Origin of the sequence: Pseudomonas sp. 10S4 (genome assembly GCF_034344865.1) — a bacterium.
In the GTDB taxonomy this organism is placed as follows: Bacteria; Pseudomonadota; Gammaproteobacteria; order Pseudomonadales; family Pseudomonadaceae; genus Aquipseudomonas.
In genome coordinates, this window is sequence record NZ_CP133774.1 from 1,533,024 (window position 1) to 1,555,991 (window position 22,968).

Annotated in this window: 22 protein-coding genes and 1 pseudogene; 7 read left to right on the forward strand and 16 right to left on the reverse strand. The window is 60.2% G+C overall.

The annotated features are described in order from the left end of the window. Window positions 1-24: 24 nt before the first annotated feature. The 3 genes from alr to dadA form a co-directional block, all read right to left on the reverse strand. A complete protein-coding gene (alr, locus tag RHM58_RS07220) occupies window positions 25-1,098 on the reverse strand; it encodes an alanine racemase (RefSeq protein ID WP_201198886.1) in 1,074 nt (357 codons plus the stop codon). Between the two features lie 109 nt (window positions 1,099-1,207). Then, complete coding sequence (locus tag RHM58_RS07225) at window positions 1,208-1,561, reverse strand: RidA family protein (protein WP_201198887.1); 354 nt, start codon at window positions 1,559-1,561, stop codon at window positions 1,208-1,210. Next, window positions 1,533-2,837, reverse strand: coding sequence for a D-amino acid dehydrogenase (gene dadA, locus RHM58_RS07230; protein ID WP_201198893.1), 1,305 nt, complete (start codon window positions 2,835-2,837; stop codon window positions 1,533-1,535). Before dadA ends, RHM58_RS07225 begins: the two co-directional genes overlap by 29 nt. 156 nt (window positions 2,838-2,993) lie before the next feature. Here dadA and RHM58_RS07235 point away from each other — a divergent pair, with 156 nt between their 5' ends. Continuing rightward, on the forward strand, window positions 2,994-3,482 hold the full coding sequence (locus RHM58_RS07235) for an Lrp/AsnC ligand binding domain-containing protein (protein ID WP_003177284.1): 489 nt from the start codon (window positions 2,994-2,996) through the stop codon (window positions 3,480-3,482). Between the two features lie 79 nt (window positions 3,483-3,561). Here the strand turns inward: RHM58_RS07235 and RHM58_RS07240 are convergent, their stop codons facing one another. Further along, window positions 3,562-3,915, reverse strand: a complete 354-nt coding sequence (locus tag RHM58_RS07240; RefSeq protein ID WP_201198895.1) for a YkgJ family cysteine cluster protein — start codon at window positions 3,913-3,915, stop codon at window positions 3,562-3,564. A 147-nt stretch (window positions 3,916-4,062) separates the two neighbouring features. On the opposite strand from RHM58_RS07240, the gene RHM58_RS07245 reads away from it, so the two are divergent. Next, complete coding sequence (locus RHM58_RS07245) at window positions 4,063-5,376, forward strand: NAD(P)/FAD-dependent oxidoreductase (RefSeq protein WP_322269953.1); 1,314 nt, start codon at window positions 4,063-4,065, stop codon at window positions 5,374-5,376. Window positions 5,377-5,668: 292 nt separating this feature from the next. Here RHM58_RS07245 and RHM58_RS07250 read toward each other — a convergent pair whose 3' ends face one another. Then, window positions 5,669-6,694 carry an IS110 family transposase gene (locus tag RHM58_RS07250; RefSeq protein WP_322267881.1) on the reverse strand — a complete coding sequence of 342 codons (1,026 nt, stop codon included), beginning with the start codon at window positions 6,692-6,694 and terminating at the stop codon, window positions 5,669-5,671. A 169-nt stretch (window positions 6,695-6,863) separates the two neighbouring features. Further along, window positions 6,864-7,109, reverse strand: coding sequence for a DUF1127 domain-containing protein (locus RHM58_RS07255; RefSeq protein ID WP_201198899.1), 246 nt, complete (start codon window positions 7,107-7,109; stop codon window positions 6,864-6,866). Window positions 7,110-7,287: 178 nt separating this feature from the next. Between RHM58_RS07255 and RHM58_RS07260 the strand changes: the two genes are divergently transcribed. Further along, window positions 7,288-8,715, forward strand: a complete 1,428-nt coding sequence (locus tag RHM58_RS07260; protein WP_201255313.1) for a PLP-dependent aminotransferase family protein — start codon at window positions 7,288-7,290, stop codon at window positions 8,713-8,715. 21 nt (window positions 8,716-8,736) lie between these two features. Here the strand turns inward: RHM58_RS07260 and RHM58_RS07265 are convergent, their stop codons facing one another. From RHM58_RS07265 to RHM58_RS07285, 5 genes are all read right to left on the reverse strand, one after another. Then, window positions 8,737-9,741 (reverse strand): fimbria/pilus outer membrane usher protein, encoded by a 1,005-nt coding sequence (locus tag RHM58_RS07265; RefSeq protein WP_322269955.1) that lies wholly within the window; start codon window positions 9,739-9,741, stop codon window positions 8,737-8,739. Continuing rightward, window positions 9,738-10,691 (reverse strand): fimbria/pilus outer membrane usher protein, encoded by a 954-nt coding sequence (locus RHM58_RS07270; RefSeq protein WP_322269956.1) that lies wholly within the window; start codon window positions 10,689-10,691, stop codon window positions 9,738-9,740. Before RHM58_RS07270 ends, RHM58_RS07265 begins: the two co-directional genes overlap by 4 nt. Next, complete coding sequence (locus tag RHM58_RS07275; RefSeq protein ID WP_322269958.1) at window positions 10,685-11,179, reverse strand: FimD/PapC N-terminal domain-containing protein; 495 nt, start codon at window positions 11,177-11,179, stop codon at window positions 10,685-10,687. Before RHM58_RS07275 ends, RHM58_RS07270 begins: the two co-directional genes overlap by 7 nt. Then, window positions 11,179-11,883, reverse strand: coding sequence for a fimbria/pilus chaperone family protein (locus RHM58_RS07280; RefSeq protein ID WP_322269959.1), 705 nt, complete (start codon window positions 11,881-11,883; stop codon window positions 11,179-11,181). The genes RHM58_RS07275 and RHM58_RS07280 overlap by 1 nt, the downstream gene beginning before the upstream one ends. Window positions 11,884-12,058: 175 nt before the next feature. Further along, window positions 12,059-12,709: a DUF1120 domain-containing protein gene (locus RHM58_RS07285; RefSeq protein ID WP_322269960.1), complete on the reverse strand. Its 651-nt coding sequence runs from the start codon at window positions 12,707-12,709 to the stop codon at window positions 12,059-12,061. 281 nt (window positions 12,710-12,990) lie between these two features. Between RHM58_RS07285 and RHM58_RS07290 the strand changes: the two genes are divergently transcribed. Next, window positions 12,991-14,559: a phospholipase D family protein gene (locus RHM58_RS07290; protein ID WP_322269963.1), complete on the forward strand. Its 1,569-nt coding sequence runs from the start codon at window positions 12,991-12,993 to the stop codon at window positions 14,557-14,559. A 185-nt stretch (window positions 14,560-14,744) separates the two neighbouring features. Here RHM58_RS07290 and RHM58_RS07295 read toward each other — a convergent pair whose 3' ends face one another. Together RHM58_RS07295 and RHM58_RS07300 are read right to left on the reverse strand one after the other, a co-directional pair. Further along, window positions 14,745-15,890 carry an MFS transporter gene (locus RHM58_RS07295; protein ID WP_322269964.1) on the reverse strand — a complete coding sequence of 382 codons (1,146 nt, stop codon included), beginning with the start codon at window positions 15,888-15,890 and terminating at the stop codon, window positions 14,745-14,747. Between the two features lie 188 nt (window positions 15,891-16,078). Beyond that, entirely contained in the window at window positions 16,079-17,572 is a 1,494-nt protein-coding gene (locus RHM58_RS07300) for an aldehyde dehydrogenase (protein WP_201198921.1), read from the reverse strand. Between the two features lie 236 nt (window positions 17,573-17,808). Here RHM58_RS07300 and RHM58_RS07305 point away from each other — a divergent pair, with 236 nt between their 5' ends. Then, window positions 17,809-18,171: a cupin domain-containing protein gene (locus RHM58_RS07305; RefSeq protein WP_201198923.1), complete on the forward strand. Its 363-nt coding sequence runs from the start codon at window positions 17,809-17,811 to the stop codon at window positions 18,169-18,171. A 198-nt stretch (window positions 18,172-18,369) separates the two neighbouring features. Here RHM58_RS07305 and rpmG read toward each other — a convergent pair whose 3' ends face one another. Together rpmG and rpmB are read right to left on the reverse strand one after the other, a co-directional pair. Further along, the gene (gene rpmG / locus RHM58_RS07310; protein ID WP_007894709.1) at window positions 18,370-18,525 is read right to left on the reverse strand and encodes a 50S ribosomal protein L33; all 156 of its coding nucleotides are present in this window, start codon (window positions 18,523-18,525) and stop codon (window positions 18,370-18,372) included. Between the two features lie 11 nt (window positions 18,526-18,536). Continuing rightward, entirely contained in the window at window positions 18,537-18,770 is a 234-nt protein-coding gene (rpmB, locus tag RHM58_RS07315; protein ID WP_007894701.1) for a 50S ribosomal protein L28, read from the reverse strand. 446 nt (window positions 18,771-19,216) lie between these two features. On the opposite strand from rpmB, the pseudogene RHM58_RS07320 reads away from it, so the two are divergent. Then, window positions 19,217-20,802: pseudogene (locus tag RHM58_RS07320) on the forward strand (ABC transporter substrate-binding protein). A gap of 143 nt (window positions 20,803-20,945) precedes the next feature. Here RHM58_RS07320 and radC read toward each other — a convergent pair. Further along, window positions 20,946-21,620: a RadC family protein gene (gene radC / locus RHM58_RS07325; protein ID WP_322269967.1), complete on the reverse strand. Its 675-nt coding sequence runs from the start codon at window positions 21,618-21,620 to the stop codon at window positions 20,946-20,948. Window positions 21,621-21,755: 135 nt separating this feature from the next. Between radC and coaBC the strand changes: the two genes are divergently transcribed. Further along, complete coding sequence (gene coaBC, locus RHM58_RS07330; RefSeq protein WP_201205063.1) at window positions 21,756-22,964, forward strand: bifunctional phosphopantothenoylcysteine decarboxylase/phosphopantothenate--cysteine ligase CoaBC; 1,209 nt, start codon at window positions 21,756-21,758, stop codon at window positions 22,962-22,964. The last annotated feature ends 4 nt before the right edge of the window (window positions 22,965-22,968 follow it).

The following is a 22,968-nucleotide window of genomic DNA, read 5'->3' on the forward strand; positions in this document are numbered from 1 at the left end:
ACTTCCGGCGTGGCGTGCTTCGCCTCAAGACCCGGAATAGAGCAGTGGCACCCGGCGCAGGTTGCAGAAGATCTGATAAGGAATGGTGTCGGCAGCGGCGGCCACGTCGCTGGCGAGGATGTTTTTGCCCCACAACTCGACGGTGGAACCGAGGCCGGCCTGCGGCACATCGGTCAGGTCGATGCAAAGCATGTCCATCGAGACCCGGCCAATCAACTGGCTACGCTGCCCGGCGACCATCACCGGCGTGCCAGTCGGTGCCTGACGCGGGTAGCCATCGGCGTAACCCATGGCTACCACACCAACGCGCATCGGCTTGGGCGTGATGAATTTCGCGCCGTAACCGATCGGCTCGCCGGCCGGCAATTCGCGCACGCAGATCACTTTCGATTCGAGGGTCATCACCGGTTGCAGGCGCGAGGCCACAGCGTTGGCTTCTTCGAAAGGCGTGGCGCCGTAGAGCATGATGCCCGGACGCACCCAATCGCTTGGAATCTGCGGCCAACCGAGTACCGCCGGCGAGTTACGCAGGCTGACCTCGGCGGACAAACCCTGGCGTGCCGCTTCGAACACAGCGACCTGTTCGGCACTGGACTGCTCGTGCAATTCATCGGCCCGGGCGAAGTGGCTCATCAAAACGATCTTCGAGACTTTGCCGCTGGCCAGCAGCCGTTGGTAAGCCGCCTGATAATCCGCCGGATGCAAGCCAACCCGGTGCATGCCCGAATCGAGCTTGAGCCAGACCGTGATCGGCTTGCTCAGCGCGGCTTTCTCGATCGCTTCGAGCTGCCACAGCGAATGCACCACGCACCAGAAGTCATGCTCGACGATCAGCGACAGCTCATCGGCTTCGAAAAAACCTTCCAGCAACAACACCGGCGCACGAATGCCCGCGGCGCGCAGCTCCAACGCCTCTTCAATACACGCCACCGCAAACCCGTCCGCCTCGGCTTCCAGCGCCTGGGCGCAACGCACCGCACCATGGCCGTAGGCATCGGCCTTGATTACCGCGAGGGCCTTGGCCCCCGTGATTTCACGGGCGATTCGGTAGTTGTGACGCAGGGCTTGGAGGTCGATCAGGGCACGAGCAGGACGCATGGCGGCAGACTTCTAGGCGGTCATGGGAATAAAAACCGGCGCTGGCTGACGGCGTGAACCGCCAACAGCACCGGGAGAGGGATCGTTACTAACAGGTAGTTGCAGCGCGTTACGGCAGCGCGGCAACCACCGACAGCTCAACCAGGATTTGCGGTTCGCACAGCTTCGACTCAACGGTGGCACGAGCAGGGGCAACGCCTTTTGGCAGCCACTTGTCCCAAACCGAATTCATGCCTTCGAAGTGCGCATCGATGTCTTTCAGGTAAATCGTCACCGACAGTATGTGGCTCTTGTCAGTACCGGCCAGATCAAGCAAACGCTCGATGTTGGCGAGGGTTTCACGGGTCTGCTGTTCAATCCCGGCGCTCATGTCATCGCCGACCTGCCCTGCCAGATACACAGTACCGTTGTGGGCAACGATCTGACTCATGCGTTCATTGGTGAGCTGGCGCTGGATTGCCATGTTTTGCGGACTCCTGGATTTTGTGACCGTAACGGGAAATATCGAGGCCTTCGGCGCTGATCTGTGGGGTTTTCTTCGCCATCAGGTCAGCCAGCAAACGACCGGAACCACAGGCCATGGTCCAACCGAGCGTACCGTGGCCAGTGTTCAGGAACAGATTGCTGAACGGTGTAGCACCAACGATCGGCGTGCCGTCCGGTGTGGTCGGACGCAAACCGGTCCAGAAACTCGCCTGGGCCAGATCGCCGCCCTGAGGATAAAGGTCGTTGACGATCATCTCCAGGGTTTCGCGCCGACGCGGGTTCAGCGACAGGTCAAAACCGGCTATTTCAGCCATGCCGCCGACGCGGATACGGTTGTCGAAACGGGTGATCGCGACCTTGTAGGTTTCGTCGAGAATAGTCGAAGTCGGGGCCATCGCCGGGTTGGTGATCGGCACGGTCAGGGAGTAACCCTTGAGCGGATACACCGGTGCCTTGATGCCCAGCGGCTTGAGCAGTTGCGGCGAGTAGCTGCCGAGTGCCAGGACGTAGCGGTCAGCGGTTTCCAGCTTGCCGTCGATCCACACGCCGTTGATGCGATCACCGGCGTGATCGAGGCGCTGAATGTCCTGGCCGTAGCGGAATTCCACACCCAGCTTCACGGCCATTTCGGCCAGGCGGGTGGTGAAGATCTGGCAGTCGCCGGTCTGGTCGTTCGGCAGGCGCAAGGCACCGGCAAGAATGTCGGTAACGCTGGCCAAGGCCGGTTCGACGCGAGCAATACCGGCGCGGTCGAGCAGTTCGAACGGCACGCCGGACTCTTTGAGCACGGCGATGTCTTTCGCGGCGCCGTCGAGTTGAGCCTGGGTGCGGAACAGTTGAGTCGTACCGAGGCTGCGGCCTTCGTAGGCGATGCCGGTTTCGGCGCGCAATTCGTCGAGGCAGTCACGGCTGTACTCGGACAGACGGACCATGCGCTCCTTGTTCACCGCATAGCGATTGGCGGTGCAGTTGCGCAGCATCTGCGCCATCCACAGATATTGGTCGATGTCGGCAGTGGCCTTGATTGCCAGCGGCGCGTGACGCTGCAACAACCACTTGATCGCCTTGAGCGGCACGCCCGGCGCAGCCCACGGCGAGGCATAACCCGGGGAGACTTGCCCGGCGTTGGCGAAACTGGTCTCCATGGCGGCAGCCGGCTGACGGTCCACGACCACCACTTCAAACCCGGCACGTGCCAGATAGTAAGCACTGGCGGTACCGATGACGCCGCTACCCAAGACCATAACGCGCATTTTTGTGTCCCTCATCGCGGCGTACCGCTGACGTTTGATGTTCAGACCGAAGATGTGCGCAGTTTAAAAAAGATTAGCCAGTGCTTTTCACTATATAAGTGCCTATATTTGGCGACAATTCTCGGCAAAAACCCTTTTCACGGAGGCGCATCCCCTATGCGTACCAATACTCAGACCAAACGTGAGCTGGACAAGATCGACCGCAACATCCTGCGGATCCTGCAAGCGGACGGGCGCATCTCCTTCACCGAGCTGGGGGAAAAGGTCGGTCTGTCGACCACGCCCTGTACCGAGCGGGTTCGCCGACTGGAGCGCGAAGGGATCATCATGGGCTACAACGCCCGGCTTAACCCGCAGCACCTCAAGGGTAGTCTGCTGGTGTTTGTAGAGATCAGCCTCGACTACAAATCCGGCGATACTTTCGAAGAGTTCCGACGCGCGGTGCTGAAGCTGCCTCACGTGCTGGAGTGCCATTTGGTGTCAGGGGATTTCGACTACCTGGTGAAAGCGCGGATTTCGGAGATGGCTTCGTATCGCAAATTGCTGGGCGATATCTTGCTCAAACTGCCGCATGTGCGCGAATCCAAGAGCTATATCGTGATGGAAGAGGTGAAAGAGAGTTTGAGTTTGCCGATTCCGGATTGAGATCAAGTCGCCTGAACGGGCGCCATCGCGAGCTTGCTCGCGATGGCGTCGATGCGGTCTGGCTGAATGAACACAACCGTTAAACCAACACCTGCCGCGTCGAAGCCATGTACTCATGAATCTGCTTCTCCACCCGCGGATGAATCAGCTCCACCGGCCCGCGCCCATTGGGGCATGGCAAGGTCTTGGTGGTGCCGAACAATCGGCAGATCAGCGGCCGCTCGTCATACACGGTGCAGCCCTGTGGCCCCAGGTGCACGCAGTTCAACTCATCCATCGCCGCATCCTGCTCGGCGCGGGTCTTGCGCGGCAGACGGGACATTTCTTCCGGCGAAGTGGTCACCGGCCCACAGCAGTCATGGCAGCCAGGCACGCACTCGAACGAGGGGATCTGCTGGCGCAAGGTACGAATTTTCTGACTGTTGCAGCTCATCGAAGCGGTGACCAAAAGCGGAATAGACCGGGATTCTGACGCAAAAGCCCCGATCCAGACAGCAGCAACCGACCAGTGTTGCCCGTGCCGGAAGGTCCGGCTTATGCTCCGTCAACTTTTTCAAACACACGCCTCTGGATGACGCACATGAACGCCCGTGTTCAGCAACCGGCCCCGAATCACCGCCACGCCGCCTCTTATTACGCCGCCAGCAGCCTGCCGCAGCCCGATCATCCGGGGCTTCAGGGCGAGTTGATGGCGGATGTGTGCGTGGTCGGCGGCGGGTTCTCCGGGTTGAACACCGCGCTCGAACTGGCTGAACGCGGACTCAGCGTGGTGCTGCTGGAGGCGCACAAAATCGGCTGGGGGGCCAGTGGGCGTAACGGCGGGCAATTGATTCGTGGCGTCGGCCATGGACTTGATCAGTTCGCCAACATCATCGGTGCCGACGGCGTGCGTCATATGAAACTCATGGGCCTGGAAGCGGTGGAAATCGTCCGACAACGGGTCGAGCGTTTTCAGATCCCCTGCGATCTGACCTGGGGCTACTGCGACCTCGCCAACAAGCCCCGCGACCTCGAAGGCTTTGCCGAAGATGCCGAAGAGCTGCGCGGCCTCGGTTATCGCTACGAAACCCGACTGCTGCAAGCCAATGAAATGCATTCGGTGGTCGGCTCCGACCGTTACGTGGGTGGCTTGATCGACATGGGCTCCGGGCATTTGCATCCGCTTAACCTGGCGCTTGGCGAAGCGGCGGCCGCGCAGCAATTGGGGGCAAAACTGTTCGAACAGTCGGCGGTCACCCGCATCGATTACGGCACCGAAGTGAAGGTTCACACCGCCCAGGGCTCGGTCCGCGCCAAGACCCTGGTACTGGGTTGCAACGCTTACCTCAATGACCTCAACCCCGAACTCAGCGGCAAAGTGCTGCCGGCCGGCAGTTACATCATCGCCACCGAACCGTTGAGCGAAACACAGGCTCACGCGTTGTTGCCGCAGAACATGGCGGTTTGCGACCAGCGCGTGGCACTGGATTACTACCGACTCTCGGCGGATCGACGCTTGCTGTTCGGTGGGGCCTGCCATTACTCAGGACGAGACCCGAAAGACATCGCCGCGTATATGCGGCCGAAGATGCTGGAGGTGTTCCCGCAACTCGCCGGGGTGAAGATCGACTATCAATGGGGTGGCATGATCGGCATCGGCGCCAATCGCCTGCCGCAGATCGGCCGGCTCAAGGACCAGCCGAATGTGTATTACGCCCAGGCCTATTCCGGTCACGGGGTGAATGCCACGCATTTGGCGGGCCAGTTGCTGGCCGAAGCCATCAGCGGCCAGCACAGTGGTGGGTTTGATCTGTTTGCGCAGGTGCCGCATATCACCTTTCCTGGCGGCCGGCATTTGCGTTCGCCGTTGCTGGCGTTGGGGATGTTGTGGCATCGGCTTAAAGAGTTGGTTTGATAGTGCGACTACTGACGCCTTCGCGAGCAAGCCCGCTCCCACATCTATGGTTCCCCCCTTTTCTGCAATACTGTTTTTGATGATGTGTTTGGCTTGCTTTCATCTATCCGGCGTCTGAGTGGAGGTTGGTCCATTCGCGCCTTGATGAGAATCGATGCCCGGCGATCCTAATTACTTGGACGGCCTTTCAGCCGTGTGGGAGCTCAGGGTTTTCGTCAGGCCGGTTGGCCGTTCACGTCATCTGTTATCCAGCATCGCAAACCAGGTGGGTGGTGCTCGGGTGACAGCGGGGTCAGGCGTTCATCGCGCCTGGCCCCGCATCGAATTCGGTGTGGTGTGCTGCAATCGCCCAGGCGATTCTCGCCAGTTTGTTGGCCAGTGCGCAGACCACATGATTGGAGTGATGGTTGTCCCATAGCCGTCGGACCCAGTCCGCCAGCGCTCCTTTCTGTCGATCCAACTGCATCAGATAGACGCGGGCACACTGGATCAGCAGGCGTCTCTGGTTTCGGTCACCCCGCTTGCTGATGCCTAAAAGTACGGTTTTTCCGCCCGTGGAGTGTTGTTTGGGCACTAGCCCGATCGAGGCCGAATAGCCTCGGCCGCACTTGAACTGTTTGCCATCGCCCAACTCGGCAGCCAGGACGCTGGAGGTGATCGGGCCGACACACGGCATCGTCATCAAGCGAACAGCCAGATCATCTTCAGCGGCTTGGCACTCCACTTCCTTATCCAAAGCCTTGACCTGCTCGTGCAAGTAATTGAAGTGCTCACGCAGCCTGGTCAGTAGTTTTTTGATGGAATCGGGAAGTGGATGCGCTTCAAGCAGCGCTGGAAGATCTTTGATGGACTTGAAGCCTGGGGCCAAGCTGATTCCGACTTCCAGGAGGGCTGCGTGAATCCGATTGACGGTAGCAGTACGTTCTTTGATGAACGAATCACGTGTCGAGTTGAGCATGGCCAGCGCCTGCTGAGCCTGATTCTTAGGCGGCACAAAGCGCATTGTTGGACGAGTTGCAGCCTCGCAGATCGCTTCGGCATCAGCGAAGTCGTTCTTGTTGCTTTTCACATACGGACGCACGAGATGCGGAGCAATGAGTTTGGGTATATGCCCCAGTCTTGAGACTTCCTGCGCCATGAAGTGGGCTCCGCCGCAAGCTTCCATCGCAACGGTGCAGGGGTCGAGATTGGCCAGATGCTGGATGAGCGCCGCCCGATTAAACTTTTTGCGGTAAAGCTCATGACCACGATCATCTTGTGCATGCAGATGAAAGGTGTGTTTTCCCAGATCGATGGCGACAACAGCTACTTTGTTCATGGCAACGGTCTCCGATGAGCCCCCTGTGAAAGCTTAGTGGGTGATCACAGGGGGCGGCGGGGGAGCCATTTCATTATTTGATCTCTGGCGCGCACAAGATGCGTGCCTACCGCTGATCCCCTGTGGGAGCGGGCTTGCTCGCGAATGGGCCGAAAGAACACCGTCGCTATCAGATCCTCCAGAAGGGTTTAAGCCCCTCCTCCAACGCCTGCTCCCGACTCAACCCGACATCCCTGAGCTGCTCCGGGGACAGGCTCAGCAGCACCCGGCGCGTGTGCAGACGATGCCAGAACAGACCCCAGCGACCAAGGCAGGACGGCGCGTTGCGCAGGCACGCCTCACGGGTGCCGTTGATTTGCCCTGCCGTCAGTTCCTGACTGTGTAACGTCAGCCGCACATCGCTCAAGCCGTTCATTTTGATTGCTCCTGTTTACTTGGGTAGCCAGAGCTTTCATGATGCGTGGGCGACAAAAAGCATTACAGATTCAAAGCATCTGTATTAATTCAATACAGATTACTGTTCAGCCCTCTGAATCCTGTATTTTTGCCCCATCTGTATGGGTTAACCGAATCACCTGTATCGAGGCAGTGCCATGACCCTTTACGTCAATCTCGCCGAATTGCTCGGCACGCGTATCGAACAGGGCTTCTATCGTCCCGGCGACCGGCTACCCTCAGTGCGGGCGTTGAGTGTCGAACACGGGGTCAGCCTGAGCACGGTGCAGCAGGCCTATCGGGTGCTCGAAGACGGCGGGTTGGCGACACCGAAACCCAAATCCGGTTATTTCGTGCCGGTCAGCCGCGATCTGCCGGAACTGCCCGCCGTTGGCCGCCCGGCGCAACGCCCGGTGGATATTTCCCAATGGGATCAGGTGCTGGAATTGATCCGCGCCGTGCCACGCAAAGACGTGGTGCAACTGGGCCGCGGCATGCCAGACATCACCACGCCGACCATGAAACCGCTGCTGCGCGGGCTCGCGCAGATCTGTCGACGCCAGGATATGCCCGGCCTGTATTACGACAACATCCACGGCAACCTCGAACTGCGCGAACAGATCGCCCGACTGATGCTCGATTCCGGCTGCCAATTGAGCGCCGCCGACTTGGTGGTGACCACCGGTTGCCACGAAGCCCTGTCCACCAGCATTCGCTCCATCTGTTCGCCCGGCGACATCGTCGCGGTGGATTCGCCAAGCTTTCACGGCGCCATGCAAACCCTCAAGGGCCTGGGCATGAAAGCCCTGGAAATCCCCACCGACCCGATCACCGGCATCAGCCTCGAGGCGCTGGAACTGGCCCTGGAACAATGGCCGATCAAGGCCATACAGTTGACCCCCAACTGCAACAACCCCTTAGGCTACATCATGCCGGAGGCGCGTAAACGCGCGTTGTTGAACCTGGCACAGCGCTTCGATGTGGCGATCATCGAAGACGATGTGTATGGCGAACTGGCCTACACCTACCCGCGTCCACGCACGATCAAATCTTTCGACGAGGACGGCCGCGTCCTGCTTTGCAGCTCCTTTTCCAAGACACTGGCGCCGGGATTGCGCATCGGCTGGGTGGCACCCGGCCGTTATCTTGAGCGGTTGCTGCATATGAAATACATCAGCACCGGCTCCACGGCGCCGCAAGCCCAAATCGCCATCGCCGACTTCCTCAAGGGCGGGCATTTCGAGCCGCATCTACGGCGGATGCGCACCCAGTACCAACGCAATCGCGATGTGATGATCGATTGGGTCACGCGCTACTTCCCCGCCGGCACCCGGGCCAGTCGACCCCAGGGCAGTTTCATGCTGTGGGTCGAGCTGCCGGAAGGCTTCGACACGTTGAAACTGAATCGTGCGCTGCACGATCAAGGCGTACAGATTGCCGTCGGCAGCATCTTTTCGGCCTCGGGCAAGTACCGAAATTGCCTGCGGATGAACTACGCCGCCAAGCCAACACCGCAGGTCGAAGACGCGGTACGCAAGGTCGGCGCCGCGGCAATCAAACTCTTGGCGGAGACGCTCGCCGACTGATGAAGACTGAATGAGCGTCGTCTATCCCGCCCGGCACACCACCTCGGCGGTTTCGTAAGGCATGGATGCTTCAGGAAGCGCGGCGGTGTCGAGTTCCAGATGGCAGGGCTGGTCATCGGTCAGCAACACCTGCAACCGAACCTTGTCAGGTGCATCGGCCAGGTACACCAGGCCGGCGTCCACCACGCTGGTCAGGTACTCGCCCTGGTCACCAAAAACCGATGCGCCTTTGGGCACCCAGTCACCCTCGGCTGTACGCACGTGGAGCATCAACCGGCGTACCGAGCCCACGCTGAAGTCCAGTCGCGGAACTGCGCCATGCCCGGCCTCGACCTCTTGATAGCCGTTGAGCACGTCAAGGTGACGGGGCAGGCTGACGGTGTCGATTTCGATACGACTGGTCTGGTAGGCCGGCAGGCTCGCAGCCACTGCACGCCCACCGCCATCCGTCCAGACCGGGCCTTGCGGCGTGCTGACCTTTATCCCGGCAGCATCGCCAACCTTGAGCAGGCCAAAGGTGTCACGCAGCGGATAGGGTGACGGTGTCAGGCCCTCATCATGAATGGCCAGGCCACCGCGCAGCGCGAGGTCGTAGCTCGTAGCACCAGCGCCGCTACGGGAATAACCGAGGTCGACACTGGTGTAACGCGGCAACACACTGAGCCTCGCGTTCATGTCCATTTGACCGGTATTGGAACGTTCCGCACCAAGGCGGTAAGCCAGGGTATCGCTGACCTGCTCGTTATAGCTGGCGCCGGTGCGCAGCCCGCGCACGTTGTCGTGACGGCTGTAGGCGTTCACGTGGCGGTTTTTCCCCAGCGGCAAACCGAGGGTGACGTACGCGCCAGTCCCGCGTGCACCGGGCAGGTTGCCGCCGCTTTCGTGCTGCACGCTCAACGACAGATTGGCCCCTGAGAAGACCCGCGACCAAGATGCGCTGATCCGCGAACGGTCCTGGCCCTCATCCAAGGCATAACGCGCCAGTGTCCCGGTGAACGCGCCCCATTGTCGGCTGGAATGACTCAACGAAGCCCCCACTGACGCTCGGCGCGGCCATAAGGGTCCTGAGCCTGCGCCTCTAGCCCGGTGTCTGCGAGGGTTCGAAATGCCTCATTACGCTGGCTCATCGTCAAGCTAGCGGACCAACTCGGGCCTAACGTTGTGCTGAAGGTCGCTTGAAGTTCCTGACCACTCGCCGACGTTGGCGTGCGCGAACTCAAATGTTGAAAACTCGCCACAGTCCCGCGAGCCAACGCGTGCTGCACGCCCCAGCCCAGGGACTGATAGTCGCTGGCACCCATCAGCCCGGAGCTGAACCGAGTGTCTGTCGCCCATTGCCAGTCTTTGCTCGCGGCCAGAAAAGTCGGTGCAGGTCGATCATCAAAGGTGAATCGTCGAACCTTGCCCGCCGAAAAAACATAGCCGGGCTGGGCGCCTACCGTGGCGGGGCGTAGGTTGGCGGCCGGAACGCGGATTTGCCGCTGCTCCCCATTCTCTTCAAAAACAGTGACCTCGATGTCTAACTGATAGCTGAGCAACGGTAAGTCACGGAGCGTAAACGGCCCCGCGGGAACCACGATGGTGTAAATCACCACACCGCTCTGACGCACCTCGACACGCGAAGGCGAAAAGGCCAACCCTTCGACCGCCGTCCCGGTCCCCAGACCTTCGCTACTGCGTCGAGCCAGGGCCGTTTCCGGCAGGATCTGCACACCGGTAAATGGCTCCCCGGCGAACAGCGGTGAGTTCATGTTGAGCTGGCCAAGTTGCACCGTAGCCTGGTAGCGCTCCAGGGTGTGAGAGGCCTGGGTATACAGGTGTTCGAAGCGCTCCACGCCATCAAACGAGGTGTAGTTTTGCCGGCTGCGCACCACCCAGTCCCCTGCGTTGAACCCCAGTTCGGTACCCAGGTTCCGAAATTGGCTGGATTGCCCCTGAGTCGAGCTTGAGACCACCAGCGCGTCATAGTTCAGCAAACCCGCCGCGCCCCCGAGACCCAGGACCTTTGCCGGGGACCCCGCGTGAGCAGCAAATCGGTGGGCACTAGCAACGACACCTGTTGCAGGCCCGGATCAAGTCGCACTTGCGCTCCGAACAAGGCATCGACAGCCCGCAAACACTGCGCAACATCGGCACGTTCGGGCACATCCGGGGGGGCGACAATGGCAGCGTGATCGAGCAGGTTAGCGTCAAGGCACAGCTGCCCTTGCTCATCAAACGTCGCCAACACTTGCCCCGACGTCGTGCCATTGACCTGCAAGAGCACTCGGCTGCGACCAGCCTGAAAACGTGGTGCGGCGCGGAAATGTTCGGCGACACCCGGGTCAATACCCCGCGCCTCAAGCACCGAGCCATCGAACTCGGTGAACGTCTCGCCCCAGGCTTTTTCCAGGGTCACGATGACTAGGACAATGCCACTGACCAAACGAAGCGAAAGTCGACGGGCAACGCTGCAACGAAGCACTACGGCAAGCTCAGCGGCGCATCGTAACTGTCCACCGCAAAGCCGTAAGTCGTCGCGGGAAACAGTCGGACATGGGTGCCCAGCGTCGAGGACGCGGCCAGGGTCAAGACCTCGCCGGGCAGAACGTAGGTGCGCCCCAGATCGAGAGTGGCGCCGCCGGGGATCAGATTCGCGGATTTCGCCAACCTCACCACATACGGGCTCGGGTTACTCACCTTGATCTGGTTGCCGGCGACCAACCAGACCAATTGCTTCCATGGCATGCGATCCACGGGCAGATTGGCCGGACGCAAAATGACCGGAATGTTTTGCCGCACGCCCAGGCTGACGTGGGCGCCATTCGCGTCTTGCCGGGGCTTGATGCCCTCGAACACCACGCGTTTGAGCCGCTCGGTTTCCAGCGGCTTGGTACTGGTCATAATAAACCGCACTTGCTGGCTCTTGCCGGGCTCAACCCGCGCCACTGGCGGGTTCAGCACCAGCAGCGGTTCATCATCCTCGGCAATATGTTCGATGGAGCTGTAGAGCAACGCTGGCAGCTCATCAGAGTTTCTGACGTTGAGCATGGCCTCGCCCAACGCCTGATCGATCACTACGACCGGCGTTTCCGGGACCATGCCGGCGGCATGCAGGCTCACGTGCGTAAACGACAGGCACAACGCGGCAACGGCGCCGAGCACCTGCGAGGGTTTCAGGGAATGCATGAGGTTCTCCAGGAGGCATCGACCGACGCCGCAAACACAGCTTCGACCGATGCCCGTGACGCAGTAAAACCTGACCACGGCGGTTTTTTCAGTCGAACAAATGCCCTGGTTCGCGCCAGGCGAACCCCGTCAATTGGTCAGGGTCAGAGCTTAATAACGCAGCGAGTGCGACGGCTCAGAGGTAGAACACATCGAACGTAACCGAGCCGTCGAGTTTGAACTCGTCGGTGGTGGGCGGCAGGTCAGCGGTAGGTCGAATCGACGCTGCCACTTTCATCGGGAAGGTGTGCAAGCGTGCAGCCGCTGGACCGGTCGCTGCGCTCGGCCCCCAGGAGTAGGAGATCGGCGCGTTGGATACCAACCCACTGACCGGGACACGCCACACCGGGTTGGCCGGCGAGCGCACCAGGAACGTTTGCGAGACCCCATCGGTCAACGGTTGACCGACCAACAGACCGAAGCCACCAATCCCTACGCCTTGGGTGCTGCCCAGGCCATAGTAAAGGTCATCGTTGGTGCGACCGTTAAAGGTCAGACCCGGTACCTTGGTGGCGCCACGGTTATCGGTGACCGCAATTTCCACCGCAGCCGGTGCATCGCACGCGATTTTCAGAGTGATATCCCGAGGCGGCAAGTTGTTTTGTGCGCTCGGGCTCAGGTTGCCGGAGAGGATACGACCCAGGTCAACATTGTTGCCGCCGGCAAAGGCAGGAATACACGAGGTCGGGACAACCGTACCGGTGACCGTCAGGTCAACGCTGTTTGCCTGAGCGGCAAAGGGGGTCAACGCAACAGCCAGGACGCTGCTCAAATAGAACTTTTTCATCATCACTTACCTGTGAAATGGTTGGGACATTGATGCAGATGCCGCGCAAGGAAAGATCACTCTTTTCTTCCACTCCAAATGCCTGGCGATCATTCCGTTTTTTGTAGGACTTTTATGTAGGACGACGAGGCGTTACAGATCGGAATTTTCAGCAGATGCTGTAGCCTCTTCAGGTTCATCGGGAGGAATCTGACGATCTACCCCAACCATTTCTCTTGAACACGACGAATTCTCTGGCCGTGCCATACTTCGGCCGTTACCCAAACCCGAGACGATCCGATTTGAGAGTCAGTCCGACCCTACCCTTCGTTCTGTTACTCGCCTTGCTGCTCAATGGCTGTGCAAGCCTCGACGTCTCGCGTGAGCCCAGCCAGGCATTGCCGGTGGGCAACTCGGCCTTCGGTCGCTCAATCCAGGCCCTGGCCGCGCCCCATCAAGGGCAATCGGGCTTCCGCCTGCTTTCCAACAGCACCGAAGCCTTCATGGCTCGCGCCGAGTTGATCCGCAACGCACAGACCAGCCTCGATTTGCAGTACTACATCGTCCACGACGGCATCAGCACCCGCATGCTGGTGGAGGAATTGCTCCAGGCTGCAGATCGCGGCGTGCGGGTGCGGATCCTGCTCGATGACACCACCAGCGATGGTCTGGACCAAATCATTGCAACCCTGGCGGCACACCCGCAGATTCAGATCCGTCTGTTCAACCCGCTGCAACTGGGCCGCAGTACCGGCGTGACGCGAAACATGGGCCGGTTGTTCAACCTGTCGCTGCAACACCGGCGCATGCACAACAAGCTGTGGCTAGCGGACAACAGCGCGGCCATCGTCGGCGGACGCAATCTGGGCGATGAGTATTTCGATGCCGAGCCCAACCTGAATTTCACCGACATCGACATGCTCAGCGTCGGGCCGGTGGCTGAGCAGCTCGGCCACAGTTTCGACCAGTATTGGAACAGCGCCCTGAGCAAGCCGATCGACGAATTTCTCTCAAGCAAACCGACGGCCAAGGACCTGCAAAACACCCGTACGCGCCTGGAAGAATCCCTGGAGGAGACCCGCAAACAGAATCACGCGCTGTATCGGCAACTGATGACCTATACCAGGCATCCGCGCATGGACATCTGGCGCCAGGAGCTGATCTGGGCCTGGAACCAGGCACTGTGGGATGCACCGAGCAAGGTGCTGGCCAAGGGCGAACCCGACCCGCGGTTATTGCTGACCACGCAGTTGGCACCTGAGCTCAACGGCGTCAGCAAAGAGCTGATCATGATTTCCGCCTACTTTGTGCCTGGCCAACCGGGGCTGGTGTACCTGACCGGCCGCGCCGATGCCGGGGTCTCGGTGAGTTTGCTGACCAACTCGCTGGAAGCCACCGATGTACCGGCGGTGCACGGCGGTTATGCGCCGTATCGCAAGGCGTTGCTGGAGCACGGCGTGAAGCTGTTCGAACTGCGGCGCCAGCCCGGCGCCGGTGGTGGCAGTAGTCCGCATCTGTTCCGGCGCTCGGCCTATCAGGGCTCGGATTCGAGCCTGCACAGCAAGGCGATGATCTTCGACCAGCAAAAATCCTTCATCGGCTCATTTAACTTCGATCCGCGTTCGGTGCTCTGGAACACCGAAGTCGGCGTGCTGGTTGACAGCCCGGAGCTGGCCGCGCGCTTGCGTGAACTGGCCGTGCAAGGCATGGCGCCGCCGCTGAGTTATGAGGTAAAACTGGAAAACGGCCAGCTCGTCTGGGTCACCGAAGACAACGGCAAACTGCACACATTGACCAAGGAACCGGGGAATTGGTGGCGACGGTTCAATGCGTGGATGAGCACTACCGTGGGCCTGGAGCGGATGTTGTAACCAGTAGGCTTCAATCCATTGTGGCGAGGGGCTTGCCCCGTTGGGCTGCGAAGCGGCCCCCAAACTGGCGACATCATCCGCCAGAAAAATCGCGGTGAATGGTTTTACGACTGCTGCGCAGCCGAACGGGGCGATGCGGCGTTCCGACAAGCCCCCTCGCCACACAAGCCCGCTCCCACAGGTTTTCAGGCGGGTTCGGCCACCGCGCCAAACGCGCCTTGGCGCATCAGCAAAATCACCAACCCCAACGCCCCGACCGCCATCAGCAACGGCAACGCATGCCCGCTGATCCACTGACTGCCGGCCCCGGCCGCCAATGGCCCGATCAGGCAGCCAATCCCCCATAGCTGCGCAATGTGGGCATTGGCCCGCACCAGCGCATCATCGCGATAGCGCTCGCCGATCAGGATCAGCGACAAGGTAAACAAACCACCGGCACTCGCACCGAACAGCACCCACAGCGGCCAGATCAACAACGTATCGATCAGCAGCGGAATCGCCAGGCTCGACAGCAGCAGGACCACGGCGCACCCGGTGAACAACGTCCGCCGGGACAGTCGATCCGCCAGCGCACCGATGGGCAGTTGCAGCAAGGCATCGCCGACCACCACGGTGCTGACCATCGCCAAGGCGATCTCTGCGGTGAAGCCCTGTCGCAGGCAATACACTGGCAACAACGTCAGGATCATCGCTTCGAACGCGGCGAACAGCGACACCGCCCAGGCAATCGCCGGCAAGCCCCGGCAGAAATTCAGCAAATCGCCGAAGGTCACGCTGCTGGCTTCGCTGCTCGGTGCACCGCTACGGCCCAGCAACAGCAACGGTGCCGTCAGCAGTAAACCGACGCCGACCCAAAAACCGTAATCCTGCTCGGTGCCCAGCGCGCCCAACAGCAACGGCCCGCCCAGTTGGCTCAACGCATAGCTGCTGCCATACAGCGCCACCAGTCGCCCGCGCCATTTCTCGACCACCAGTTGGTTGATCCAGCTTTCGCCGAGGATGAAGACGAGGGTCAGGATCACCCCGATCATCAACCGCAACACCAGCCAGATCGGATAACTCGGTAGCAGCGCCAGCAAACCGATGGACACCGCCCCGGCCCACAGGCACAGACGCATCAGGTTGGCCGTACCGAAACGCACCGCCAGGTGGCTGGAGATCTTCGCCCCCAGCAGCACACCGATGGCTGGCATGGCCGCCATCACACCAATCGCGAACGAACCGTAGCCCCAGTTTTCCAGGCGAAACGACACCAGCGGCATGCTGACACCCAGGGCCAGCCCGACACTCAAGACAGACGCCAACACGGCGAAATAAGTCGCCCAACGCATGTTCCACACTCCTGTGGATATTATTATTCAGGCAACACAAAGCAAATGTGGGAGCGGGCTTGCTCGCGAAGAGGCCATCACATCCAACATCATCGTTGGCTGTTACGGCGCCTTCGCGAGCAAGCCCGCTCCCACAAGGGATCTGCGTCGATCAGGAGCCCGATTGACTACCGGGCTCCGTCACTGGCTTACAACTTGATCCAGGTCGCCTTCAGTTCGGTGTATTTGTCGAACGCGTGCAGCGACTTGTCGCGACCGTTGCCCGACTGCTTGAAACCACCGAACGGTGCAGTCATGTCGCCGCCGTCGTACTGGTTGACCCAAACGCTACCAGCGCGCAGTGCCTTGGCGGTCAGGTGAGCCTTGGAAATGTCTTTGGTCCACACCGCAGCGGCCAAGCCGTATGGCGTGTCGTTGGCGATCTGGATAGCTTCCTCGGCGGTGTCGAAAGCAATGACCGACAACACCGGGCCAAAGATTTCTTCCTGGGCGATTTTCATCGCGTTGCTCACGCCGTCGAAAATCGTCGGCTCAACGTAGGTGCCACCGGTTTCCTGAAGAATGCGCTTGCCGCCAGCCACCAGTTTGGCGCCGTCGGTGTGACCGGATTCAATGTAGGACAACACGGTGTTCATCTGCTGGGTGTCCACCAGAGCGCCAACGTTGGTCGCCGGGTCCAGCGGGTTGCCCGGCTTCCAGGTTTTCAACGCTGCGATCACCAGCGGCAGGAAGGTGTCCTTGATCGAACGCTCGACCAGCAGACGCGAACCGGCGGTGCAGACCTCGCCCTGGTTGAAGGCGATGGCGCCGGCAGCCGACTCAGCGGCGGCTTGCAGGTCTGGGGCATCGGCGAACACGATGTTCGGGCTCTTGCCGCCGGCTTCGAGCCAGACGCGTTTCATGTTCGATTCGCCGGAGTAGATCAGCAGTTGCTTGGCGATCTTGGTCGAACCGGTGAACACCAGGGTGTCCACGTCGTTGTGCAGGGCCAGGGCCTTGCCGACGGTGTGGCCATAACCTGGCAGGACGTTCAGCACGCCTTTCGGGATACCGGCTTCAACCGCCAGTGCGGCGATGCGGATGGCGGTCAGCGGCGATTTTTCAGACGGCTTGAGGACCACCGAGTTACCGGTGGACAGCGCCGGGCCGAGTTTCCAGCAGGCCATCATCAACGGGAAGTTCCACGGCACGATGGCTGCGACCACACCCACCGGCTCACGGGTCACCAGACCCAACTGATCGTGCGGGGTAGCGGCGACTTCGTCGTAGATCTTGTCGATGGCTTCACCGCTCCAGCTCAAGGCTTGCGCCGCGCCGGGAACGTCGATGTACAGGGAATCGCTGATCGGCTTGCCCATGTCCAGGGTTTCAAGCAGGGCCAGCTCTTCGGCGTGCTGTTTCAGCAGGCCGGCGAAACGGATCATGGTGGCTTTGCGTTTGGTCGGCGCCAGGCGCGACCACGCGCCGGAATTGAAGGTGGCGCGGGCGTTTTCCACAGCGCGCTGGGCATCGGCGGCGTCACAGCTGGCGATCTTGCCCAGCAGACGGCCATCGACCGGGCTGATGCACTCGAAGGTCTCACTGGAGACGGCATCGGTGTATTCGCCATTGATATAGGCGCGGCCTTCGATCTTCAGATCGCGAGCCCGTTGTTCCCAGTCGGCACGAGTCAGGGTGGTCATACGAGTGTCCTCCTCTTGTTGAATACGAGTGCCCCGCGTTCTTCGCGGGTGCTGTCAGGAATTCTGCCCGGCCAGCCTGCTATCGGCCCAAGGCACCTGCCACCCTAAACCAGTGGCCGGGGTTGTATCAATATATTTGACACAAGGTCGGCAAACGGCCTTGCAGTGTTCATTTTAATAAACATAGACTTTGGGTCTTTTCAGCCATCGCGCCGCAATCACGGGGAATTACAACAATGAATATCCAGGATGTCGTCGACTTCAGCCAAGCCACCACGCAGCCTGATCGCTATCGGCCAGACCCGGCAAAAGTCCTCAAGGGCGACCCAGAGCAAGCGGTGTACAACCACTACAACAGCCCGTGCGGCCAGATGAGCGCCGGCGTGTGGGAAGGCGAAATTGGCCAGTGGCTGGTGAATTACACCGAGCATGAATACTGCGAGATTGTTCAGGGCGTGTCGGTGCTGCGCGATAACGATGGCAACAGCAAAACGCTACGGGCGGGTGATCGCTTTGTCATTCCGGCGGGCTTCCGGGGTACGTGGGAAGTGCTGGAGGCGTGCCGCAAGATTTATGTGGTGTTTGAACAGAAGGCCTAAAGATTTTTGTTGTCTGGGCCGGCCTCTTCGCGGGCAAGTCGAATCGTCGCACCGCTCGCTCCTACAGGTCATACGCGATCCCCTGTAGGAGCGAGGCTTGCCCGCGAAGGCATCCTGACAGGCAACGCATAACCCACAGGCAACAAAAAAGGCCCGTATCTCGCGATACGGGCCTTTTTCATAAGTCGGAAAAATCAATTACTTGATTTTGCCTTCCTTGTAGATCACGTGCTTACGAACAACCGGATCAAATTTCTTGATCTCGATTTTGTCCGGAGTAGTACGCTTGTTTTTGTCGGTAGTGTAGAAGTGACCAGTACCGGCGCTCGAAATCAAACGAATCAATTCACGCATGATTAGCTCCCTTAGATCTTGCCGGCTTTGCGGATTTCGGCCAGCACGACAGTGATGCCACGCTTGTCGATAATACGCATGCCTTTGGCAGATACGCGCAGACGCACGAAACGTTTCTCTTCTTCAACCCAGAAGCGGTGATGCTGCAGGTTCGGCAGGAAACGACGACGGGTTTTGTTGTTTGCGTGGGAAATGTTATTCCCAGTCACCGGACCCTTACCGGTAACTTGACATACTCTCGACATGCCTCAGCCCTCTAAAACCACATGCCCAACCCGGCATGGGTTGGCCGCTTAATCTCTCAGTCATTTGGCGCCAGGCGCCGCGTTTCTTTAGAGGTCTTACCGGCTACACCTACAGTGAAGGAACCGGGCCCCTAGAAAAGAGCGCTGCTTTATACCAGAAAGACCTCAGAGCAACAACATTCAGTGTGCGATGAATTCACAAAAAGCCCATTTTCCTGGCCACGAGCGCCTTGGACAAAGGCTATCGTCGATGGTGACCGCTCGTCGCAGAGCATCGGCCAACACGCCAATTCGAAGGTTTCCTCATCCACCGCACAACCAAAACTGGCGCCTATAGTCCCCCCAAAATGAAAAAGGGGATAGTCATTTGCAAAAGAGCCCACTAGGGTAGGCCTTTTCCAGACTGCACTTGCAGATGGGCCTTCGATCTGTAAAGGAATCCGACCATGCGCCTCGCTGCACTCCCCCTCTTGCTTGCCCCCTGCTGCTGAGCCCGCTGGCCCACGCCGCCGCCCTCACCGTCTGCACCGAGGCCAGCCCCGAAGGGTTCGACGTGGTGCAATACAACTCGCTGACTACCACCAATGCCTCGGCCGATGTGCTGATGAACACTTTGGTGAACTTCGATACAGCCAGCGGCAAAGTGGTCGCCAGCCTAGCGGATAGCTGGGAAGTCACGCCCGACGGCCTGAGCTACGTCTTCAAATTGCATCCACAAGTAAAATTCCACAAAACCGAGTACTTCAGCCCGACTCGCGACTTGAGCGCCGAAGACGTGAAGTTCAGCTTCGACCGCCAGCTCGACCCGGCCAACCCGTGGCACAAAGTCGCCCAAAGTGGCTTCCCGCACGCGCAGTCGATGCAACTGCCGGCGCTGATCAAAAAGATCGACGCCCTCGATCCGCTGACCGTGCGCTTCACCCTCGATCATCCGGACTCGACCTTCCTTGCGACCCTGACCATGGGCTTCGCGTCGATCTATTCGGCCGAATACGCCGACCAGTTGATGAAGGCCGGCACCCCGGAGCAGCTCAACAGCCAGCCGATCGGCAGTGGCCCGTTCATCTTTACGCGCTTCCAGAAAGACGTGGCGATTCGCTACAAGGCCAACCGCGACTACTTCGGCGGCAAGCCGTCGGTGGACCCGTTGATCTTCGCGATTACCCCGGACGCCAACGTGCGCTTGCAGAAATTGCGCCGCAACGAGTGCCAGATCGCCCTGTCGCCCAAGCCTCTGGATGTGGTGGCCGCGCGGCAAGAACCAGCGCTGAAAGTGGAAAAGACTGACGCCTTCATGACCGCATTCGTCGGCATCAACAGTCAGCATCCACCGCTGGACAAGCCCGAAGTCCGCCAGGCGATCAACCTCGCCTTCGACAAGGCCAACTACATCAAGGCCGTGTTCGAAGACACCGCCGAAGCGGCGAACGGTCCTTACCCGCCTAACACCTGGAGCTACGCCAAAGGCTTGCCGGGTTATCCGCACGACGTGGCAAAGGCCAAGGCATTGATGGCCAAGGCCGGGCTCAAGGACGGTTTCCAGACCACCATCTGGACCCGCCCTTCCGGCAGTTTGCTGAACCCCAACCCGAGCCTCGGCCCGCAACTGCTGCAATCCGACTTGGCGGAAATCGGCATTCAAGCTGAAATCCGGGTGATCGAATGGGGCGAACTGATCCGTCGCGCCAAGGCCGGCGAGCATGACCTGCTGTTCATGGGCTGGGCCGGCGACAACGGCGACCCGGACAACTTCCTCACGCCGCAGTTTTCCTGCGCCGCGGTCAAATCCGGGACTAACTTCGCCCGTTACTGCAACCAGGACCTGGACAAGCTGATCAGCGCTGGCAAGACCACCAGCGAGCAAGGTGTGCGCACCAAGCTCTACGAACAGGCCCAGGCGCAGATTCAGCAGCAGGCGCTGTGGCTGCCTTTGGCGCACCCGACTGCTTTCGCGTTGACGCGCAAAGATGTGCAGGGTTACTCGGCAAGCCCGTTTGGCCGGCAGGACTATTCGAAGGTCAGCATCAAGTAGAAACCATGGGAGCGGCTTTTGTGGCGAGGGAGCTTGCTCCCGCTTGAGTGCGCAGCGCTCACAAGATCTTTGGGGCCGCTACGCAGCCCAGCGGGAGCAAGCTCCCTCGCCACAAAAGCTCGCTCCCAGCGCCTTACACCCCGCTACATCCAGCCGTACTCGGCCATGGACAGCGGATCACCATCCCCAATGATGAAATGGTCGAGCACTCGCACATCAATCAGCTCCAACGCCTCTTGCAGGCGCTTGGTCAGCATTCGGTCGGCCTGACTGGGGTCGGTGTTGCCCGATGGGTGGTTGTGGCACAGGATCAGCGCTGCGGCGTTGTGAGCCAGGGCGCGCTTGACCACCTGCCGCGGATAAACACTGGTGCTGTCGATGGAGCCACGAAACAGCGCTTCAAACGCCAGTACCCGGTGCTTGGAATCCAGAAACAGACAACCGAACACCTCGTGGGGCTCATGGCGCAGCATGGCCTTGAGGTAGTCGCGTACCGCCAAAGGACTCTCCAGCACCGAATCCCGGCGTAATCGCTCGGCCAGATGCCGCCGGGCCATCTCCAGCACCGCCTGCAACTGGGCGAACTTTGCCGGACCCAAGCCCAATTGGCTGCTGAAGGCCCGTAGATCGGCCTCCAGTAAAGTGCGCAGACTGCCGAATTGACTCAACAGGTGTCGCGCCAGGTCTACCGCGCTTTTGCCGGACACGCCGGTCCGTAGAAAGATTGCCAGCAGCTCAGCATCAGAAAGACTCGCCGAACCTTGTTCAAGAAGCTTCTCTCGCGGCCGCTCTGCTGCCGGCCAATCGCGAATGCTCATAGCACCTCCATGTCTGTGGGCGCCGCTGTTCCGTAGCGGTCGCTGTGATATCGTAGCCCATCTTTTTTGCGGGCGAATTCATCCCTGGGGAGGGGGTTTCGCCATGCAGTCATCAACGAAATGAAAGGCAGACCTATGCAGCGGCTGTATCGGAAACGCATCGTTCTGGGCGTCGGTGGCGGTATTGCTGCCTACAAGAGCGCCGACCTGGTTCGCCGCCTGATCGATCAGGGCGCCGAAGTGCGCGTGGTCATGACCCGTGGCGGCAGCGAGTTCATTACCCCGCTGACCATGCAGGCCTTGTCCGGGCACCCGGTCCACCTCGATCTGCTGGACCCGGCGGCCGAAGCCGCCATGGGCCACATCGAGCTGGCCAAATGGGCCGACCTGGTGCTGATCGCCCCTGCCACCGCAGACTTGATCGCCCGCTTGGCCCAAGGCATTGCCAATGACCTGCTGACCACCTTGGTGCTGGCCACCGACGCCGTGGTCGCCGTTGCACCGGCGATGAACCAGGCCATGTGGCGCGACCCGGCGACCCAAGCCAACCTGCAATTGCTCGAAAGCCGTGGCTTCAAGTCCTTTGGTCCAGCCTCCGGCAGCCAGGCCTGCGGCGACGTCGGCATGGGCCGCATGCTCGAAGCCACCGACCTCGCCCAGTGCGCGGCAGACTGCTTCCAGCGTCAGGCACTGACCGGCAAACACGTACTGATTACCGCCGGCCCGACCCAGGAAAACATCGACCCGGTGCGCTACATCACCAACCACAGCTCCGGCAAAATGGGCTTTGCCCTGGCCGAAGCCGCAGTGGAAGCCGGCGCCCGCGTAACGCTGATCACCGGCCCGGTGCACCTGCCGACCCCGGATCGCGTCACCCGCATCGATGTGGTCAGCGCCCGCGACATGCTCGCCGCCTGTGAAGCCGCGATCCCTTGCGACCTGTTCATTGCTTCGGCAGCGGTCGCGGACTACCGCCCGGAAGTCGTCGCCCCACAGAAACTCAAGAAAGACCCTACGAACGGCGACGGCTTGTTGCTACAGATGGTGCGTAACCCAGACATCCTGGCCACCATCGCCACGCGCCCCGACCGTCCGTTCAGTGTCGGTTTCGCCGCCGAAACCGAACACCTGCTCGATTACGCTGCGCGCAAGTTGAAAGACAAGAACCTCGATTTGATCGTCGCCAATGACGTCGCCAACCCGAGTATTGGCTTCAACAGCGAAGAAAACGCCTGCAGCGTGATCGATCGTGAATTGCACGCCACACTTTTCGCCCAGACCAGCAAGAGCAAGATTGCTCGCCAGCTGATCACTTTTATCGCCGACCGTCTGAACCAGGTTTAATTTA

What these genes read in the sequence shown, in the direction of transcription:
- RHM58_RS07225 (WP_201198887.1), bottom strand. Translation starts at nt 1,561, where the DNA reads ATGGCAATCCAGCGCCAGCTCACCAATGAACGCATGAGTCAGATCGTT.
- RHM58_RS07300 (WP_201198921.1), bottom strand. Translation starts at nt 17,572, where the DNA reads ATGACCACCCTGACTCGTGCCGACTGGGAACAACGGGCTCGCGATCTG.
- RHM58_RS07260 (WP_201255313.1), top strand. Translation starts at nt 7,288, where the DNA reads ATGACCCTTTACGTCAATCTCGCCGAATTGCTCGGCACGCGTATCGAA.
- coaBC (WP_201205063.1), top strand. Translation starts at nt 21,756, where the DNA reads ATGCAGCGGCTGTATCGGAAACGCATCGTTCTGGGCGTCGGTGGCGGT.
- RHM58_RS07245 (WP_322269953.1), top strand. Translation starts at nt 4,063, where the DNA reads ATGAACGCCCGTGTTCAGCAACCGGCCCCGAATCACCGCCACGCCGCC.
- RHM58_RS07240 (WP_201198895.1), bottom strand. Translation starts at nt 3,915, where the DNA reads ATGAGCTGCAACAGTCAGAAAATTCGTACCTTGCGCCAGCAGATCCCC.
- rpmB (WP_007894701.1), bottom strand. Translation starts at nt 18,770, where the DNA reads ATGTCGAGAGTATGTCAAGTTACCGGTAAGGGTCCGGTGACTGGGAAT.
- RHM58_RS07305 (WP_201198923.1), top strand. Translation starts at nt 17,809, where the DNA reads ATGAATATCCAGGATGTCGTCGACTTCAGCCAAGCCACCACGCAGCCT.
- rpmG (WP_007894709.1), bottom strand. Translation starts at nt 18,525, where the DNA reads ATGCGTGAATTGATTCGTTTGATTTCGAGCGCCGGTACTGGTCACTTC.
- RHM58_RS07295 (WP_322269964.1), bottom strand. Translation starts at nt 15,890, where the DNA reads ATGCGTTGGGCGACTTATTTCGCCGTGTTGGCGTCTGTCTTGAGTGTC.
- RHM58_RS07285 (WP_322269960.1), bottom strand. Translation starts at nt 12,709, where the DNA reads ATGAAAAAGTTCTATTTGAGCAGCGTCCTGGCTGTTGCGTTGACCCCC.
- dadA (WP_201198893.1), bottom strand. Translation starts at nt 2,837, where the DNA reads ATGCGCGTTATGGTCTTGGGTAGCGGCGTCATCGGTACCGCCAGTGCT.
- radC (WP_322269967.1), bottom strand. Translation starts at nt 21,620, where the DNA reads ATGAGCATTCGCGATTGGCCGGCAGCAGAGCGGCCGCGAGAGAAGCTT.
- RHM58_RS07280 (WP_322269959.1), bottom strand. Translation starts at nt 11,883, where the DNA reads ATGCATTCCCTGAAACCCTCGCAGGTGCTCGGCGCCGTTGCCGCGTTG.
- RHM58_RS07250 (WP_322267881.1), bottom strand. Translation starts at nt 6,694, where the DNA reads ATGAACAAAGTAGCTGTTGTCGCCATCGATCTGGGAAAACACACCTTT.
- RHM58_RS07255 (WP_201198899.1), bottom strand. Translation starts at nt 7,109, where the DNA reads ATGAACGGCTTGAGCGATGTGCGGCTGACGTTACACAGTCAGGAACTG.
- RHM58_RS07235 (WP_003177284.1), top strand. Translation starts at nt 2,994, where the DNA reads ATGCGTACCAATACTCAGACCAAACGTGAGCTGGACAAGATCGACCGC.
- alr (WP_201198886.1), bottom strand. Translation starts at nt 1,098, where the DNA reads ATGCGTCCTGCTCGTGCCCTGATCGACCTCCAAGCCCTGCGTCACAAC.